Annotated in this window: 16 protein-coding genes; 10 read left to right on the forward strand and 6 right to left on the reverse strand. The window is 66.2% G+C overall.

Annotated elements, in window-relative coordinates:
• Window positions 1–221: 221 nt before the first annotated feature.
• The 7 genes from GPA27_RS25755 to GPA27_RS25785 all read left to right on the forward strand — a co-directional run bounded on the left by GPA27_RS25755 (window position 222) and on the right by GPA27_RS25785 (window position 6,835).
• Window positions 222–920, forward strand: a complete 699-nt coding sequence (locus tag GPA27_RS25755) for a GntR family transcriptional regulator (protein ID WP_076600713.1) — start codon at window positions 222–224, stop codon at window positions 918–920.
• Window positions 917–2,014 (forward strand): branched-chain amino acid ABC transporter substrate-binding protein, encoded by a 1,098-nt coding sequence (locus tag GPA27_RS25760; RefSeq protein WP_169143293.1) that lies wholly within the window; start codon window positions 917–919, stop codon window positions 2,012–2,014. Before GPA27_RS25755 ends, GPA27_RS25760 begins: the two co-directional genes overlap by 4 nt.
• 166 nt (window positions 2,015–2,180) lie before the next feature.
• Window positions 2,181–3,095: an ABC transporter permease subunit gene (locus tag GPA27_RS25765; protein WP_050415389.1), complete on the forward strand. Its 915-nt coding sequence runs from the start codon at window positions 2,181–2,183 to the stop codon at window positions 3,093–3,095.
• Complete coding sequence (gene livM / locus GPA27_RS25770) at window positions 3,095–4,396, forward strand: high-affinity branched-chain amino acid ABC transporter permease LivM (protein ID WP_169143294.1); 1,302 nt, start codon at window positions 3,095–3,097, stop codon at window positions 4,394–4,396. Before GPA27_RS25765 ends, livM begins: the two co-directional genes overlap by 1 nt.
• Window positions 4,393–5,223 (forward strand): ABC transporter ATP-binding protein, encoded by an 831-nt coding sequence (locus GPA27_RS25775; RefSeq protein ID WP_169143295.1) that lies wholly within the window; start codon window positions 4,393–4,395, stop codon window positions 5,221–5,223. The genes livM and GPA27_RS25775 overlap by 4 nt, the downstream gene beginning before the upstream one ends.
• Window positions 5,223–5,933: an ABC transporter ATP-binding protein gene (locus GPA27_RS25780; protein WP_169143306.1), complete on the forward strand. Its 711-nt coding sequence runs from the start codon at window positions 5,223–5,225 to the stop codon at window positions 5,931–5,933. The genes GPA27_RS25775 and GPA27_RS25780 overlap by 1 nt, the downstream gene beginning before the upstream one ends.
• Entirely contained in the window at window positions 5,933–6,835 is a 903-nt protein-coding gene (locus GPA27_RS25785; RefSeq protein WP_169143296.1) for a DMT family transporter, read from the forward strand. Before GPA27_RS25780 ends, GPA27_RS25785 begins: the two co-directional genes overlap by 1 nt.
• Before the next feature lie 15 nt (window positions 6,836–6,850).
• Here GPA27_RS25785 and GPA27_RS25790 read toward each other — a convergent pair whose 3' ends face one another.
• Together GPA27_RS25790 and GPA27_RS25795 are read right to left on the reverse strand one after the other, a co-directional pair.
• Window positions 6,851–7,495, reverse strand: coding sequence for a response regulator (locus GPA27_RS25790; RefSeq protein WP_169143297.1), 645 nt, complete (start codon window positions 7,493–7,495; stop codon window positions 6,851–6,853).
• Window positions 7,492–8,862 (reverse strand): cache domain-containing protein, encoded by a 1,371-nt coding sequence (locus GPA27_RS25795; RefSeq protein ID WP_169143298.1) that lies wholly within the window; start codon window positions 8,860–8,862, stop codon window positions 7,492–7,494. The genes GPA27_RS25790 and GPA27_RS25795 overlap by 4 nt, the downstream gene beginning before the upstream one ends.
• Window positions 8,863–9,092: 230 nt before the next feature.
• On the opposite strand from GPA27_RS25795, the gene GPA27_RS25800 reads away from it, so the two are divergent.
• The 3 genes from GPA27_RS25800 to GPA27_RS25810 are packed head-to-tail and all read left to right on the forward strand — an operon-like array spanning window position 9,093 to window position 12,434.
• Window positions 9,093–11,162 carry a carbon starvation CstA family protein gene (locus GPA27_RS25800; protein ID WP_169143299.1) on the forward strand — a complete coding sequence of 690 codons (2,070 nt, stop codon included), beginning with the start codon at window positions 9,093–9,095 and terminating at the stop codon, window positions 11,160–11,162.
• A 4-nt stretch (window positions 11,163–11,166) separates the two neighbouring features.
• Window positions 11,167–11,361, forward strand: coding sequence for a YbdD/YjiX family protein (locus tag GPA27_RS25805; protein WP_169143300.1), 195 nt, complete (start codon window positions 11,167–11,169; stop codon window positions 11,359–11,361).
• A gap of 38 nt (window positions 11,362–11,399) precedes the next feature.
• A complete protein-coding gene (locus tag GPA27_RS25810) occupies window positions 11,400–12,434 on the forward strand; it encodes a CobW family GTP-binding protein (RefSeq protein WP_169143301.1) in 1,035 nt (344 codons plus the stop codon).
• Between the two features lie 24 nt (window positions 12,435–12,458).
• Here GPA27_RS25810 and GPA27_RS25815 read toward each other — a convergent pair whose 3' ends face one another.
• From GPA27_RS25815 to GPA27_RS25830, 4 genes are all read right to left on the reverse strand, one after another.
• Window positions 12,459–12,704, reverse strand: a complete 246-nt coding sequence (locus tag GPA27_RS25815; protein WP_169143302.1) for a CDGSH iron-sulfur domain-containing protein — start codon at window positions 12,702–12,704, stop codon at window positions 12,459–12,461.
• Between the two features lie 93 nt (window positions 12,705–12,797).
• Window positions 12,798–12,998, reverse strand: coding sequence for a SlyX family protein (locus GPA27_RS25820; protein ID WP_169143303.1), 201 nt, complete (start codon window positions 12,996–12,998; stop codon window positions 12,798–12,800).
• Window positions 12,998–14,623, reverse strand: coding sequence for an NAD(P)/FAD-dependent oxidoreductase (locus tag GPA27_RS25825; protein ID WP_169143304.1), 1,626 nt, complete (start codon window positions 14,621–14,623; stop codon window positions 12,998–13,000). The genes GPA27_RS25820 and GPA27_RS25825 overlap by 1 nt, the downstream gene beginning before the upstream one ends.
• A 56-nt stretch (window positions 14,624–14,679) precedes the next feature.
• Window positions 14,680–15,141, reverse strand: a 462-nt coding sequence (locus tag GPA27_RS25830) for a YbfB/YjiJ family MFS transporter (RefSeq protein WP_169143305.1), incomplete at its 5' end; no start/stop codon positions are given.

The following is a 15,141-nucleotide window of genomic DNA, read 5'->3' on the forward strand; positions in this document are numbered from 1 at the left end:
ACAGGTGCAATGAGGGGCCGTGGCACGGCACCCTGCGCAGTCCCCGCAATGCCTGCGGACAGTGGGTCATGTGGGCGGAACTGACGCTCCCCGACGCCTGAGCGCGAGGCCGAAAATAATCGGCAAATCCTGATATTGCAGTGCAGCTTGCATTCCGTTACGCGGGCGGGTAATTTTCGCGCCTCTCCGTATAACGTATACGATCTTACACAAGACCATCCATGGCTTTGCCACTCGAACAACTCGCAGTCCCGCGTGTCTTGCGTCTCTCGGCATCCGACCAGATTGCCGGTTCGCTGCGCGACGCGATTGTCCGGGGGCATCTCGCGACCGGCGTGGTGCTCCGCCAGGATGAGATCGCGGCCCGATTCCATGTCAGCAAGATCCCGGTGCGTGAAGCACTGAAGCGGCTGGAAGCGGAGGGCTTGGTACGCTTCACGAAGAACCGTGGTGCAGTGGTGGCCGGCCTGTCGCCGGCCGAGATCCTCGAATACATGGACATCCGCGCGATGCTCGAAGCACGCGCCGCCGGGCTTGCAGCAGCCCGAATCAGCGACGAACGCCTGAACGAAGCTCGCCAGAAGCTGGCCGAGTTCGGCGCGTCGCAGGACCCCGGACGCTGGGGCGAACTGAACTGGCTGTTCCATTCGACCCTTTACGCCGACGCCGACCGGCCCATCCTGCTGGCCGAGATTCGCGCGCTCTACGACAAGCTGGAGCGCTACGTGCGCGCGCTGCTCGCGATGACGGCGCAGACCGAGATGCCCAAGACGCAGAGCGAGCACAGCGCGATCCTCGATGCGTTCGCAAGGCGCGACCCCGACGCTGCGGCGTCCCTGACGCGGGCCCATGTGCTCGATGCAGGGGCGTCGCTCGTGCAGTACCTGAAGGACCACAGACACCACGGAGGAAACACATGAAGAAGACCCTGATTGCGACCGCCTTCCTCGCGCTCGGCGCGCAGGCGCAGCTCGCCCACGCCGACCTGACGGTGGCGATCGCGGGCCCGATGACCGGCCAGTACGCCTCGGCCGGTGACCAGATCCGCCGCGGTGCGGAGATGGCGATCGCCGACATCAACGCCAAGGGCGGCGTGCTCGGGCAGAAGCTCAAGCTCGAAGTCGGCGACGACGCCTGCGACCCGAAGCAGGCCGTGTCGGTCGCGAACACGATGGTCAACAAGAAGATCGTGTTCATGCACGGCCACTGGTGCTCGAGCTCGACGATCCCGGCCTCCGAAGTGTATGTCGAGGCCGACATCCCGATGGCGACCGTGTCGACCAACCCGCAGGTCACCGAGCGCGGGCTGAAGAACATCTTCCGCATCATGGGCCGTGACGACCAGCAAGGCCTGGTCGCCGGCAGCTACATCGCCGAGAAATTCAAGGGCAAAAAGGCCGCCGTGCTCGACGACAAGAGCGCCTACGGCAAGGGCCTGGCCGACGAGATGGCCAAGGCGATGACCGCCAAGGGCCTGAAGCCGACGCTGCGCGAGTCGATCACCGCGGGCGAGAAGGACTATTCGGGCATCGTGACCAAGCTCAAGCAGGCCGGCATCGAAGTGCTGGCCTACGGCGGCTATCACACCGAAGTGGCGCTGATCCTGCGCCAGGCGCAGCAGGCCGGCCTGAAGCTGACCGTGATGGGCGGCGACACGATGACCAACTCGGAGCTCGTCACCGCTGCCGGCGCCAACTCCGACAACGTGATGTTCACGTTCTCGCCCGATCCGCGCAAGAACCCGGATGCGGCGCCGATCGTGAAGCGCTTCCGCGACGCCAAGGTCGAGCCGGAAGGCTACGTGATGTACGCCTACGCCGCGATGCAGCTCTTCGCCGACGCCGCGACCCAGGCCAAGAGCACGAAGTTCTCCGACCTGGAGAAGACGATGCGCGGTAACACCTTCAAGACCGTGATCGGCGAGCTCGCCTTCGATGCCAAGGGCGACCAGAAGCAGCCGGGCTTCGTCGTGTACCAGTGGAAGGGCGGCCAGTACGACTACGCTGCGAAGTAATCCTTCTTAGGTCTTGTCAGCGGCCGGGCGATCCGCCCGGCCCACGCGCCGCCGGTCCAAAAGGCCGGCGGCGCACTCTCGCGGAATGACTCCCCGCGCGGTCCGCTGATCGGGCCTGCGGACGCTGCTCGCGAGAAACACACGTAAAACGAGAAAGGAGACTGCTGTGGCATATGCACTGCAACAGCTCATCAACGGCCTGACGCTAGGGGCCGTGTACGGCCTGATCGCGATCGGCTACACGATGGTGTACGGCATCATCGGCATGATCAATTTCGCCCATGGCGACATCTTCATGGTGAGCGCGTTCATCGCGGTCACCGCCTTCACGCTGCTTGCGGCCTTCGACATCACGTCGCTGCCGCTGGCAATCACCGCAGTACTGATTACTGCGATCTTCTTCACGTCGGCCTACGGCTGGGCGGTCGAGCGCATGGCCTACCGGCCGCTGCGCGGCTCGACCCGCCTCGCGCCGCTGATCTCGGCGATCGGCATGTCGATCTTCCTGCAGAACATGGTGCAGCTCACCCAGGGCGCGCGCGTGAAGCCGATTCCGCCGGTGCTCGAAGGCGGCATCGAGATCTGGCAATCCGGCGGTTTTACGGTGCAGATCTCGTGGACGCAGATCATGATCGTGCTGGTGACGATCGTGCTGATGGTGGCCTTCACGTATCTCATCACGCAGACGGCCTTCGGGCGGCAGCAGCGCGCCTGCGAGCAGGACAGTACGATGACGGCGCTGCTGGGCATCAACGTAGACCGCACGATCTCGGCAACCTTCATGCTTGGCGCGGCCCTGGCAGCAGTCGCGGGCGTGATGGTGACGGTGTACTACGGCGTGGTCGACTTCTTCATCGGCTTCGTCGCGGGTATCAAGGCCTTCACCGCCGCGGTGCTGGGCGGGATCGGATCGCTGCCGGGCGCGATGCTGGGCGGGCTGATCATTGGCCTGATCGAAGCGTTCTGGGCGGCTTATCTGTCGCCCGAATACAAGGACGTTGCGACCTTCTCGATCCTGATCCTCGTGCTGATGTTCCGCCCGAGTGGGCTGCTCGGCCGTCCTGAAGTGGAGAAGGTCTGATGAGCGCCGTGATCATCGCGCGCCACGCGCGCACGCCCGCCGAACGCTTCAAGGACGCAGCCTGGGTGGGTTTCGTCGCGCTGCTGCTGGGCATTCCGATGGTCGGCCTGACGACCGTCGACCAGGGCGGAGCCCTGACCGTCCAGACCCGCTTCGGCATGCTCGGGGCCTTCGTCGGCGCGTCCTTCGTCGGCCGTTTCATCTTCCGCTGGATCATGGACCAGGTCCGCAATCGGCGCGCGGCAAAACCGGCCGTGGCGAAAGTCGACCGCACGCCGCAGGCGATCAAGGTGATCGGTTGGGCCGTGCTGGGCGCATCGATTGCACTGCCGATCGCCTTCTCCGAAAATCGCTACGTGATCGATACCGCGACGACGGTGCTGATCTACGTGATGCTCGGCTGGGGCCTGAACGTCGTCGTCGGCCTCGCCGGCCTGCTCGACCTCGGCTACGTCGCGTTCTATGCGGTCGGTGCCTACACATACGCCCTGCTCTTCTCGCATTTCGGCTGGACCTTCTGGGAGGCATTGCCGGTGGCAGGCGCGATGGCCGCGACCTTCGGCATCCTGCTCGGCTATCCGATCCTGCGCCTGCGCGGCGACTATCTGGCGATCGTGACGCTGGGCTTCGGCGAGATCATCCGTGTGATCCTGGTGAACTGGACGGAGCTCTCGAACGGACCCAATGGCATCGGCTCGATCCCGCGCCCGACGCTGTTCGGCCTGCCCTTCGACCGCAATCCGACAGAAGGCACGCAGAGTTTCGCGACCTTCTTCGGGCTCGAGTTCTCGGGCATGCATCGGATCATTTTCCTGTACTACCTGATCCTGGTGCTGGCGCTACTGACCAACGTCTTCGTGTCGCGCCTGCGCAAGCTGCCGGTCGGGCGTGCGTGGGAAGCGCTGCGCGAGGACGAGATCGCGTGCAAGGCGATGGGCATGAACGTGACCAACGTCAAGCTGTCGGCCTTCGCGATCGGCGCGATGCTGGGCGGCTTCGCGGGCGTGTTCTTCGCCGCGCGCCAGGGCTTCATCTCGCCGGAAAGCTTCACCTTCACCGAGTCGGCGACGATCCTCGCGATCGTCGTGCTGGGCGGCATGGGCAGCCAGTTGGGCGTGGTGCTCGCGGCACTGGTGCTGGTGCTGCTGCCGGAACTGGGGCGCAATTTCTCCGAGTACCGGATGCTGCTCTTCGGCACCGCCATGGTGCTGATCATGGTATGGAAGCCGAGCGGTCTGCTCGCCTCGCGCGAACCGACGATCCGTCTCAACAAGGCGACCGCCGCGGGAGGTCAGTCATGAGCACCGCTACCCTGCTCTCCGTCGAGAACCTGACGATGCGCTTCGGCGGCCTGACGGCGATCGACGACCTGTCGGTGTCGGTGCCGGCGGGCAAGATCACCGCGATCATCGGCCCCAACGGCGCGGGCAAGACGACCTTCTTCAACTGCCTGACCGGCTTCTACAAGCCGACCACCGGCAGCGTGCGCCTCGTGCATCCGAAGAAGGGCGAGATGCGACTGGAGACGATGACCGGGCACCGCGTCGCACGCGATGCGCAGGTCGTGCGCACCTTCCAGAACATCCGTCTGTTCCCGAAGATGACGGTGCTGGAGAACCTGATCGTCGCGCAGCACAACTTCCTGCAGGATGCGTCGCGCTTTTCGATCGCCGGCATCTTCCGGCTGCCGGGCTACCGCAAGGCGGAGGCCGAGGCATTGAAGACGGCCGCGCACTGGCTCCATCGGCTGGGCCTGACCGACATTGCCGACGTCGCCGCGGGCGACCTGCCCTACGGCACGCAGCGACGCATCGAGATCGCGCGCGCGCTGTGCGTTGATCCGGTGCTGCTGTGCCTGGACGAGCCGGCTGCAGGCCTGAACCCGCGCGAATCGGCCGAGCTCAACACGTTGCTGCTGTCGCTGTGTCGCGAGGAAGGCATCGCGATCCTGCTGATCGAGCACGACATGAGCGTCGTGATGAACGTCTCCGACCACATCTGCGTGCTGAACTACGGACGCAAGATCGCCGAAGGCACGCCGGAGGAAATCCGCAACGACCCGCAAGTCATCAAGGCCTACCTCGGCGAGGATGACGAGGAAACCGCATCCGGGGGGATCGCCGCATGATGCTGCACATGGAGGGCGTGCACGCCCATTACGGCCATATTCACGCGCTGCGCGGAGTCGATGTCACGGTCCAGGTCGGCGAGATCGTCACGCTGATCGGCGCCAACGGCGCGGGCAAGTCGACGCTGATGATGAGCCTGTTCGGGAAGCCGGGCGCCTCGTCGGGGCGCATCGTGTTCGACGGCGAGGACATCACGCGCGTGCCGAGCCACCTGATCTCGCGCCGCGGCATCGCGATCGTGCCGGAAGGCCGGCGCATCTTCCCGCGCATGACGGTGATGGAGAACCTGCTGATGGGCACGGCCTTCGCCGACCCGGCGAACTTCAATGCCGACATCAAGCGGGTGTATGCGATGTTCCCGATCCTCGAGGAGCGGGCGGCGCAGCGCGCCGGCACGCTGTCGGGCGGCGAGCAGCAGATGCTGGCGATCGGACGCGCGCTGATGAGCCGGCCCAAGCTGCTGCTGCTCGACGAACCGTCGCTGGGCCTCGCGCCGATCTACATCAAGCGCATCTTCCAGATCATCCGCGAGCTCAACACCGAGCACGGCATGACGGTGCTGCTGGTCGAGCAGAACGCCCACCATGCGCTGCGCTGCGCTCATCGCGGCTACGTGCTGCAGCACGGCGAGATCGTGCTCGCCGGGACTGGACAGGAGCTGCTCGCGAGCGAGGAGGTGCGCGCGGCCTACCTGGAGGGCGGGCACTGATGGATCGAGCCGCCGCGCCGCCGCGCTGGTTGCCCTTCGTCGTGCTGGGCATCGGGCTCATGGCGGTTTCCTTCGGCGCGATCTTCGCCCGTTTTGCGCAGGCCGAAGGGGTCCCCTCGCTCGCGGTGGCGTGCTGGCGGCTGGGGTTGGCGGCGCTCGTCGTGACACCGATCGCCCTGTGGCAGTCGGGGCACGCGCTCGCACGGCTGAACCGTCGCCAGGGGCTGCTCGCCCTGGCGGCCGGTTTCTTCCTCGCGCTGCACTTCGGCACCTGGATCACGTCGCTGGAATACACCTCGGTCGCCTCCAGCACGGCGCTGGTGACGACCAACCCGTTGTGGATCGGCCTGGCGTCCTTCGTGCTGTTTCGCGAACGGCCCAGCCGCATGATGCTCGGCGGCATCGCCCTGTCTTTCGGCGGCAGCCTGCTGATCTTCTGGAGCGATGCCAGCAATGCGGGTGCCGGAGAGAATCCGCTGCTCGGCAACGCGCTCGCGCTGATCGGCTCGTGGTGCTTCTCGGCCTACCTGCTGATCGGCCGCCGCCTGCGGGCCGGCCTGCCGCTGCCTGCCTACGTGTGGCTCGCGTACGGCGTGGCGGCCCTGCTCCTGGTCGCGGCGAGCAGCAGCAGCGGCTCCCCGCTGAGCGGCTTCAGCGTCACCGCCTGGGCGGTGCTGGCCGGCATGGCGCTCGGGCCGCAACTGCTCGGGCACACCGCCTACAACTGGTCGCTGCGCCACGTCTCGGCGACCTTTGTTGCGGTCGTCACGCTCGGCGAGCCCGTCGCCAGCGCGGCGATGGCATTCATCGTCTTCGGCGAGGGCTTCGCGCCGCTGCAGTTCGGCGGGTTCGCGCTGCTGCTTGCGGGCATCTATCTGGCGGCGCGCGGCGAGAAGTCCTGAGCAGCGCGCTGCCGGTCAGCCCCTGATCCAGCCGCGCTTCAGGGCGTAGCTGGCGAGCCCCGCCGCGGTCTCGATGCCGAGCTTGCGGCGCAGGTTCAGGCGATGGGTCTCGACGGTGCGCACGCTGACGTCGAGCTTCTGCGCGATGCGCTTGTTACTGTCGCCCTGGGCGACGAGGATCAGCACCTCCCTTTCCCGCTCCGTCAGGGCCGTCGCCTCGTCCGCCTGCGTCGACAGCGCGGCGGTCAGGGCGCTGCTGAAGTAGGCGCCGCCGGCGGCGACCGCCCGGATCGCCGCGATGATCTCGGCCGAGGGGGCATCCTTGAGCACATAACCACGTGCGCCCGCGCGCATCGCCGACATCACGTAGCCCTGGCTGTCGTACATGCTCAGGATCAGCACACGCAGTTCCGGATGCCGTTGCGCGAGTGCCGTGGTCAGCTCGATGCCGTTGATGTCGGGAAGGCCGACATCGACCAGTGCGAGATCCGGGCGCAGGGTTTCTGCAGCGGCCAGGGCCTGCTCGCCGTTGGCCGCCTCCCCGACGATGTCGATCTCCGGGATGTCGCCCAGCCGCGCGCGCAGGCCGTCGCGGACGAGCTGATGGTCGTCCACGAGCAGCAGTCGAATCCGGGCGCCGGGATCGGTTGAATCGCTCATGACAGGCTTCCTTTCTTCGCATTCGGGCACGGCAGCAGCGCGCTGAGCTGGGTATGGCCGGGCACTGAGCTGACCGCAAGCTTCCCGCCATGATGCTCGATGCGCTCGCGCATGTTGCGCAGGCCGATGCCGCCGCTGCGCGGGTGGTCGATCCGGGAGGTGTCGAAACCGCGCCCGTCGTCGGCGATCACGAGGCGGACCGCCCCGCCCCCGGACGCAAGGGCGAGGCGGACGTGACGGGCGGCGGCGTGGCGCTCGATGTTCGTCAATGCTTCCTGCGCGATGCGATACAGCGTCGTCGCGCCTGCCTCGTCTGCCGAGAGGTCGACCTTGCCAATGTCGGCGTCGACGACGATGCCGGTGCGCCGGTGGAACTCGTCGAGCAGTTGCCGCAGGGCGGCGGACAGGCCGAGGTTGTCGAGCAGCGAAGGGCGGAGGTTGTGCGAGATGCTGCGGATCTCGCCGATCGCCACCCCGAGTCCTTCGAGCCCCTTGGTGATGTGCGCCGCCACGTCGTCACGCCCGGCGAGCGCCCGTTCCTTCGCGAGTTCGAGGTGGAACTTGACCGACACGAGCAGCTGGCTGAGGCCGTCGTGCAGGTCGCGTGCGACGCGCGTGCGCTCCTCCTCGTGCGAGGTCACGATGCGCTGCGCGAGCGCCTTCAGCCGGCGGTCGGCGAGCTGGTGTTCGCTGATGTTCAGCGCCATGCCGCCGGCAAACACGATGAGCGCCGCGACGATCCCCACGACGGTGAAGCCCAGGACAGTTGCCGCGATGCGTGACGCCATCCGGTCGCGCAGCTTGCTGCGGATGCTCTCGACATCGTCGAGGTAGATCCCGGTCCCGAGCACCCAGCCCCAGCGGTCGAGCTTCACGACATATCCCAGCTTGTCGGTTTCCTTGCCCGTCGAAGGCTTGTTCCACTTGTACTGGAGGAACCCGTCGCCCGACACGGTAGCGGCGATCAGGCGCTGGATGACCGGGAGCCCCTCGGAATCCTGCTTGTCCCACAGATTGCGGCCTACGAGCTCGGACTGGCGCGGATGGACGATGTTGAGGCCGGTGATGTCGTAGGCGAAGAAGTAGCCGTCGTCGCCGTAGTTCATCTCGCTGAGGATGCGCTTCGCCTCTGCCTTGGTCGCCTCGTCGTCGCGCCCCGACGAATACAGGTGGTCGATCGAGGTCTGCGCGAGCTGGACGTAGTGCTGCAACTCGGAACGTTTTGCCACGAGCATCGCCTCGTTCAGCACGCTTTCCTGCTGCCGCTCCAGGTCGCGCGCCTGCATCGCGACCAGGATCGCGATCGCGGCCACCGCCGCAATTAGCGGCAGCACAGCCAGGACGATGACTTTGTGCTTGAGCCGCAAGCCTTCCACTCCCCCGTAATTTGCCAGCGATTGTAGTGCCCCGCGCCAGCCATCCGGCACGTCTGCGTAGTACTACGCAGACCCGGAAAGTAGTAGTGCGAATGGTCTGCGCAGCGCCGTTCCGCGACATTAGCGTGTGATCCCCGGCACACGGGTGCCGGGACCCGGAACCAGATCCGGTAAGACCAGAGCCTGATTCAACGGCCTATCCGGAGAGAGGAGGAGTATAGATGGCCACGCTGTCGAGACACGCGCTGTGGGCGCTTGTCGGCATCTTCGGCGCTTTCGCGCTTGCATATATCGCACTCAATCGCGGTGAAACGATCAACGCCCTGTGGATCGTGGTCGCCGCGGTTTCCGTTTACCTCATCGCCTACCGCTACTACAGCCTGTTCATCGCGAAGCGGGTGATGTCGCTGGACCCCGCCCGCACCACCCCGGCCTGCCGAAACAACGATGGCCTGGACTACGTGCCAACCAATAGGTACGTGCTGTTCGGCCACCACTTCGCTGCCATCGCCGGCGCCGGCCCGCTGGTCGGCCCGGTGCTGGCGGCGCAGATGGGCTACCTGCCGGGCATGTTGTGGATCCTGGCCGGCGTCGTGCTGGCCGGCGCCGTGCAGGACTTCATGGTGCTGTTCGTGTCCACGCGCCGCGACGGCCGCTCGCTCGGCGATCTGATCAAGTCCGAACTCGGCGCGATTCCCGGCGTGATCGCGCTGTTCGGCACCTTCATGATCATGGTGATCATCCTCGCGGTGCTCGCGCTGATCGTCGTGAAGGCCCTGGCCGAAAGTCCGTGGGGCACCTTCACCGTCGCCGCGACGATCCCGATCGCGATCTTCATGGGCATCTACGCGCGCTACATCCGCCCGGGCCGTATCGGCGAGATCTCGGTGATCGGCTTCGTGTTGCTGATCTGGGCCATCGTGGGCGGCGGCAAGATCGCTGCCGATCCCCCGCTGGCGGCGCTGTTCACCTTTACCGGCACGCAGCTTACCTGGATGCTGATCGGCTACGGCTTCGTCGCCTCCGTGCTCCCCGTGTGGCTGCTGCTCGCGCCGCGCGACTACCTGTCGACCTTCCTGAAGATCGGCGCGATCCTCGCGCTCGCGGTCGGCATCCTGGTCGTCGCACCCGACCTCGAAATGCCGGCGGTCACGCGCTTCATCGACGGCACCGGCCCCGCCTGGTCGGGCAGCCTGTTCCCCTTCCTCTTCATCACCATCGCCTGCGGCGCCGTATCCGGCTTCCATGCGCTGATTTCATCCGGCACCACCCCGAAGATGATCGAGAACGAGTCGCACATGCCCCTGATCGGCTATGGCGGCATGCTGATGGAATCGTTCGTCGCGATCATGGCGCTGGTTGCCGCATCCATCATCGACCCGGGCGTGTATTTTGCGATGAACAGCCCGCTCGCGGTGCTCGGGCCGACGGCCGAAAGCGCTGCACAAGTGATCTCGAGCTGGGGTTTCGTGGTAACGCCGGAAACGCTCACCGGCACCGCGGCCGCGGTCGGCGAGAACACGATCATCGCGCGTGCCGGCGGCGCGCCGACCCTTGCGGTCGGCATGGCGCAGATCTTCTCGCAGATGTTCGGCGGCACCGCGATGATGGGCTTCTGGTACCACTTCGCGATCCTGTTCGAGGCGCTGTTCATCCTCACCGCGGTCGATGCCGGTACGCGTGCGGGTCGCTTCATGCTGCAGGACCTGCTCGGCACCTTCGTACCGGCGATGAAACGAACCGACTCCTGGGCCGGCAACGCGATCGCCACCGCGCTGTGCGTCACTGCGTGGGGCTACTTCCTCTACCAGGGCGTGGTCGATCCGCTGGGCGGCATCAACACCTTGTGGCCGCTGTTCGGCATCGCCAACCAGATGCTTGCTGCGGTTGCGCTGATTCTCTGCACGGTCGTGCTGTTCAAGATGAAGCGCGAGCGCTTTGCGTGGGTGACGATCCTGCCGATGGTGTGGCTGCTCGCCTGCACGCTGACGGCCGGCTGGCAGAAGGTGTTTGCCGCCAACCCGAAGATCGGCTTCCTCGCCCAGTCGTCGCGCTATCAGGACGCCCTTGCCCGCGGCGAACTGCTCGCACCGGCGAAGTCGCTGGACCAGATGCACCGGATCATCCTCAACAACCAGATCGATGCCGGACTGACCGCGTTCTTCATGCTCGTCGTCCTGAGCATCCTGGTGTTCGGCGCACGCACCTGCTACCAGGCCTACCGCGTGGCGCATGCGACCACTCAGGAGGTCGGCGCACCGGGCACCGCCTCCCAGGGCGCCGCGGCGTAAGCCTGTGTTCAACGACCTCACCAAGCTCGGCAAGTATCTCGGGCAGGCCGCCCGCCTCATGGTGGGCCTGCCCGACTACGATACCTACGTCGCGCACATGAAGGCGACACACCCGGACCGGCCGGTGATGAGCTACGAAGAATTCTTCCGCGAGCGTCAGGAAGCGCGCTACGGCGGCGGCACCGGCCGCTGCTGTTGAGGAACCGTCAAGAAACCGGAACGGACCAAGGATCGAGCATGCAACACCCCAACCCCAACCCTTCCTCCGTCCCGATTCCGGTCACGGTCCTCACCGGCTTTCTCGGCGCCGGCAAGACGACGCTGCTGAATCGCATCCTGACGACGGCCCACGGTCACCGCATCGCGGTGATCGAGAACGAATTCGGGCCGGTCAATATCGACAGCGAGCTGCTCGTGCAGCAGAGCGCAGAAGTCGTCGAAATGACCAATGGCTGCCTGTGCTGCACCGTGCGCGGCGATCTGGCGAAAAACCTCGGCGATCTGAAGGCCCGACGCGACACCGGTGAGCTCGCCTTCGACCGCATCGTCATCGAAACCACCGGCCTCGCCGATCCCGGGCCGGTGATCCAGACCTTCTTCGCGGAAGCCGAGCTCGCCGAGACCTACCTGCTCGATGCGGTGCTCACGGTGGTCGATGCCGTACATGCTCCGCGCCAGATCGACGAACACCCCGTGCTGCTGAAGCAGATCGGTTTCGCCGACCGCCTGCTCGTATCCAAGAGCGAGGGCGTGGCAGCCGATGCGCTCGACGCGCTGCTCGAACGGCTCGCGCGCATCAATCCGCGGGCGCCGATCCGCCAGCTCGTCGCAGGCGAACTCGATGTCGGCTTCCTGCTCGACATCCGCGGCTTCAACCTGAACGAAAACCTCCTACCGGCTGACGAACCAACGAAACCGCGCTTCCATCCGGCCTCGAAGACTGGCTCGGTTTTCGGCGGAACGGCGCACAGCGACGAGATCGGTTCGCTGCTGCTCGAACATCCGGGCGAGGTGGATCTCGACCGCATCGGAGCTTACGTCCAGACCCTCCTCGATCGCTACGGGGACGATCTGCTCCGCTACAAAGGCGTGCTCGCAATTCCGGATCAGGCGAGCAGGCTGGTGTTCCAAGGCGTGCATCGCCTTGCCGGATTCGACTATGGAAAGGAATGGAACGATGACGCACGAGGGTCCCGCATCGTGCTTATCGGACGCCGCCTCCCCGAGGACGAACTGCGCGCCGGCTTTGCGGAGTGTGCGATCGCTGCTTAGTCCCGCGGCAGGCGCCAGCGCACGCTAAAGGGTCTTGTGCGTACCATCGCAATACGGTTGGTTGCCGGTGTGCTTGCACCCGCACAGATAGGCCGTGCCCGTCTCCAGCGCCGTGAATTTCACCGGCAGGAACGGCCCGCCCTTGTGCGACCCGTCGCAGAACGGCTGGTTCTTGCTGTTGCCGCAGCGGCACCAGAAATAGCTCTTGCCCGCTTCCAGCTCGACGGCATAGGGCGCCTTCTGCGCGATGGTTGGTTCCGGCTCGGTCATGGCGTCTCTCCAGGAGTGAAGCGGGCCCGCCGCCGGGCCTGCGCCTTCCCCACTCTAGACGACCGCAGTGACGCTCGGCCAGTCCACCACCTCTCAGTAATGCGGCGGGATCTCCTCGCGCAGGTCGCGCCGCTCGCCCGGCGCACCGGAGGAAATCTGGCGGTGCAGTTCAAGGATCTGCTTCTGCAGGCGATCGATCAGCTGCTGCTGGCGGAACACCGCCATGTTGAGTTCGTCGATCGCGTCCTCGGCGAGTGCGAGCTTGCTTTCGATGCGGTCGAGGCGGCCTTCCATCACACCTCCTCCGCCACGACGGTCACGTCGCCCAGAATGGACTTCGCCACCGCCTCGGCAACGCGGATGCCGTCGACACCGGCCGACAGGATGCCTCCGGCGTAGCCCGCGCCCTCGCCCGCCGGGAACAAGCCCTTCACGTTGAGGCTCTGGCAGTCCCCGCCGCGCGTGATGCGCAACGGCGACGAAGTGCGCGTCTCGACGCCGGTGAGCACCGCGTCGTGCATCGAGAAGCCCTTGATCTGGCGCTCGAAGGCCGGCAGCGCCTCGCGCACCGCGGCGATCGCGTAGTCGGGCAGGCTCGTCGACAGGTCGCCCAGCTTCACGCCTGGCTTGTACGACGGCTCGACCGAGCCGAGCACGCTCGACGGCTGCCCTTTGACGAAGTCCCCGACCAACTGGCCCGGCGCGATGTAGTCGCCGCCCCCAAGTTCATAGGCGCGCGATTCCCAGTGACGCTGGAACGCGATGCCCGCAAGCGGGCCGCCCGGATAGTCGTCCGGCGTGATCCCGACGACGATGCCGGCGTTGGCATTGCGCTCGTTGCGCGAATACTGGCTCATGCCGTTGGTGACGACACGGTTGGGCTCGGACGTCGCCGCGACCACCGTCCCGCCCGGACACATGCAGAAGCTGTACACCGAGCGGCCGTTCTTCGCGTGATGGACGAGCTTGTAGTCGGCCGCCCCCAACACCGGATGTCCGGCGTTGGGGCCGAAGCGCGCCTTGTCGATCAGCGACTGGGGATGTTCGACGCGGAAGCCGACCGAGAACGGCTTGGCCTCCATGTACACGCCCCGCTCGTGCAGCATCTCGAAGGTATCGCGCGCGCTGTGACCGAGCGCGAGGATGACGTGGTCCGAGCGGATTTCCTCCCCGTTCGCGAGGACGACGCCGCGCAGGTGCCCGTCCTCGATCCGCACGTCGGCGACGCGCTGCTGGAAGCGGATCTCGCCCCCCAGCGCGATGATGTCCGCGCGCATGTTCTCGACCATGCCGACGAGACGGAAGGTGCCGATGTGCGGCTTGCTCACGTACAGGATCTCTTCCGGCGCACCGGCCTTCACGAACTCCGTCAGCACCTTGCGGCCGTAGTGCTTCGGGTCCTTGATCTGGCTGTAGAGCTTGCCGTCCGAGAAAGTACCCGCCCCGCCCTCGCCGAACTGCACGTTCGACTCGGGGTTCAGCACGCTCTGGCGCCACAGGCCCCAGGTGTCCTTGGTGCGCTCGCGCACGGCCTTGCCGCGCTCCAGCACGATGGGGCGGAAGCCCATCTGCGCGAGGATCAGCGCCGCGAAGATGCCGCAGGGGCCGAAGCCGACCACCACCGGCCGATGGGCGAGCTCCTCCGGTGCCTTGCCGACGAAGCGGTAGTTCGTGTCGGGCGTGCGGACCACGTGGCGGTCGCCGGCAAACTTCGCCAGCAGCGCGTCCTCGTTCGTGAGCTCCACGTCGATCGTATAGCTCAGCGTGATAGTGCTCGACTTGCGCGCGTCGTAGCTGCGCTTGAACACGGTGAACTCGCCCAGCTCGGCGGGCTGGATGCCCAGGCGGGCAACGATGGCGTCCCTCAGGGCGCCCTCGGCATGGTCGAGGGGCAGCCTGAGTTCGTTGATTCGCAGCATGGTGATTCCGGTCGCAGGTTCTCGGGGACGTGCCATGCACGTCGAAGGCCGCGATTTTAAACGGGATTGCCTGCCGTCACCGCGTTTTCGCGCCCCCGCGCGGCCATCACCTTGAGCACCACGAGCAGAACCGTTCCGACCGCCATCACCGCCGCCGCCATGTAGAGGCCGTCCGCGTAGCTGCCGCCGCGCGCCGCGAGCGTGCCGGTGACTGCCGGCCCGGCGATCTGCGCGATGCCGTAGGCGATGGTCATCTTTCCCATCATCTTCGCCGGACGGGTCGGATAGTAGCGGCCGACCATCGTGAGGACGAGGCTCACCGCGCCGATGAAGTTACCGCCGAACAGGGTCGCCCCGACGAAGGCCGGGATCAGGCCGCCCGCGAGCGGCAGCAGGATGCCGACGATCTGCAGCACGAACGACAGCAGCAGCGAATTCAGGTACCCGACCCGGCGCGCGATGAAGTCCCACACGATGCACGCCGGTACGGCCGACAGCCCGAGCACGAGGAACACGAG

The sequence above is a fragment of the Aromatoleum toluolicum genome (genome assembly GCF_012911005.2).
Taxonomy (GTDB): domain Bacteria; phylum Pseudomonadota; class Gammaproteobacteria; order Burkholderiales; family Rhodocyclaceae; genus Aromatoleum; species Aromatoleum toluolicum.

Bases quoted from the DNA above. Each gene is read 5' to 3' on its own strand.
- GPA27_RS25790 (WP_169143297.1), bottom strand. From the start codon at position 7,495: ATGAGCGATTCAACCGATCCCGGCGCCCGGATTCGACTGCTGCTCGTG.
- GPA27_RS25810 (WP_169143301.1), top strand. From the start codon at position 11,400: ATGCAACACCCCAACCCCAACCCTTCCTCCGTCCCGATTCCGGTCACG.
- GPA27_RS25825 (WP_169143304.1), bottom strand. From the start codon at position 14,623: ATGCTGCGAATCAACGAACTCAGGCTGCCCCTCGACCATGCCGAGGGC.
- GPA27_RS25780 (WP_169143306.1), top strand. From the start codon at position 5,223: ATGCTGCACATGGAGGGCGTGCACGCCCATTACGGCCATATTCACGCG.
- GPA27_RS25785 (WP_169143296.1), top strand. From the start codon at position 5,933: ATGGATCGAGCCGCCGCGCCGCCGCGCTGGTTGCCCTTCGTCGTGCTG.
- GPA27_RS25820 (WP_169143303.1), bottom strand. From the start codon at position 12,998: ATGGAAGGCCGCCTCGACCGCATCGAAAGCAAGCTCGCACTCGCCGAG.
- GPA27_RS25800 (WP_169143299.1), top strand. From the start codon at position 9,093: ATGGCCACGCTGTCGAGACACGCGCTGTGGGCGCTTGTCGGCATCTTC.
- GPA27_RS25760 (WP_169143293.1), top strand. From the start codon at position 917: ATGAAGAAGACCCTGATTGCGACCGCCTTCCTCGCGCTCGGCGCGCAG.
- GPA27_RS25755 (WP_076600713.1), top strand. From the start codon at position 222: ATGGCTTTGCCACTCGAACAACTCGCAGTCCCGCGTGTCTTGCGTCTC.
- GPA27_RS25775 (WP_169143295.1), top strand. From the start codon at position 4,393: ATGAGCACCGCTACCCTGCTCTCCGTCGAGAACCTGACGATGCGCTTC.
- livM (WP_169143294.1), top strand. From the start codon at position 3,095: ATGAGCGCCGTGATCATCGCGCGCCACGCGCGCACGCCCGCCGAACGC.
- GPA27_RS25815 (WP_169143302.1), bottom strand. From the start codon at position 12,704: ATGACCGAGCCGGAACCAACCATCGCGCAGAAGGCGCCCTATGCCGTC.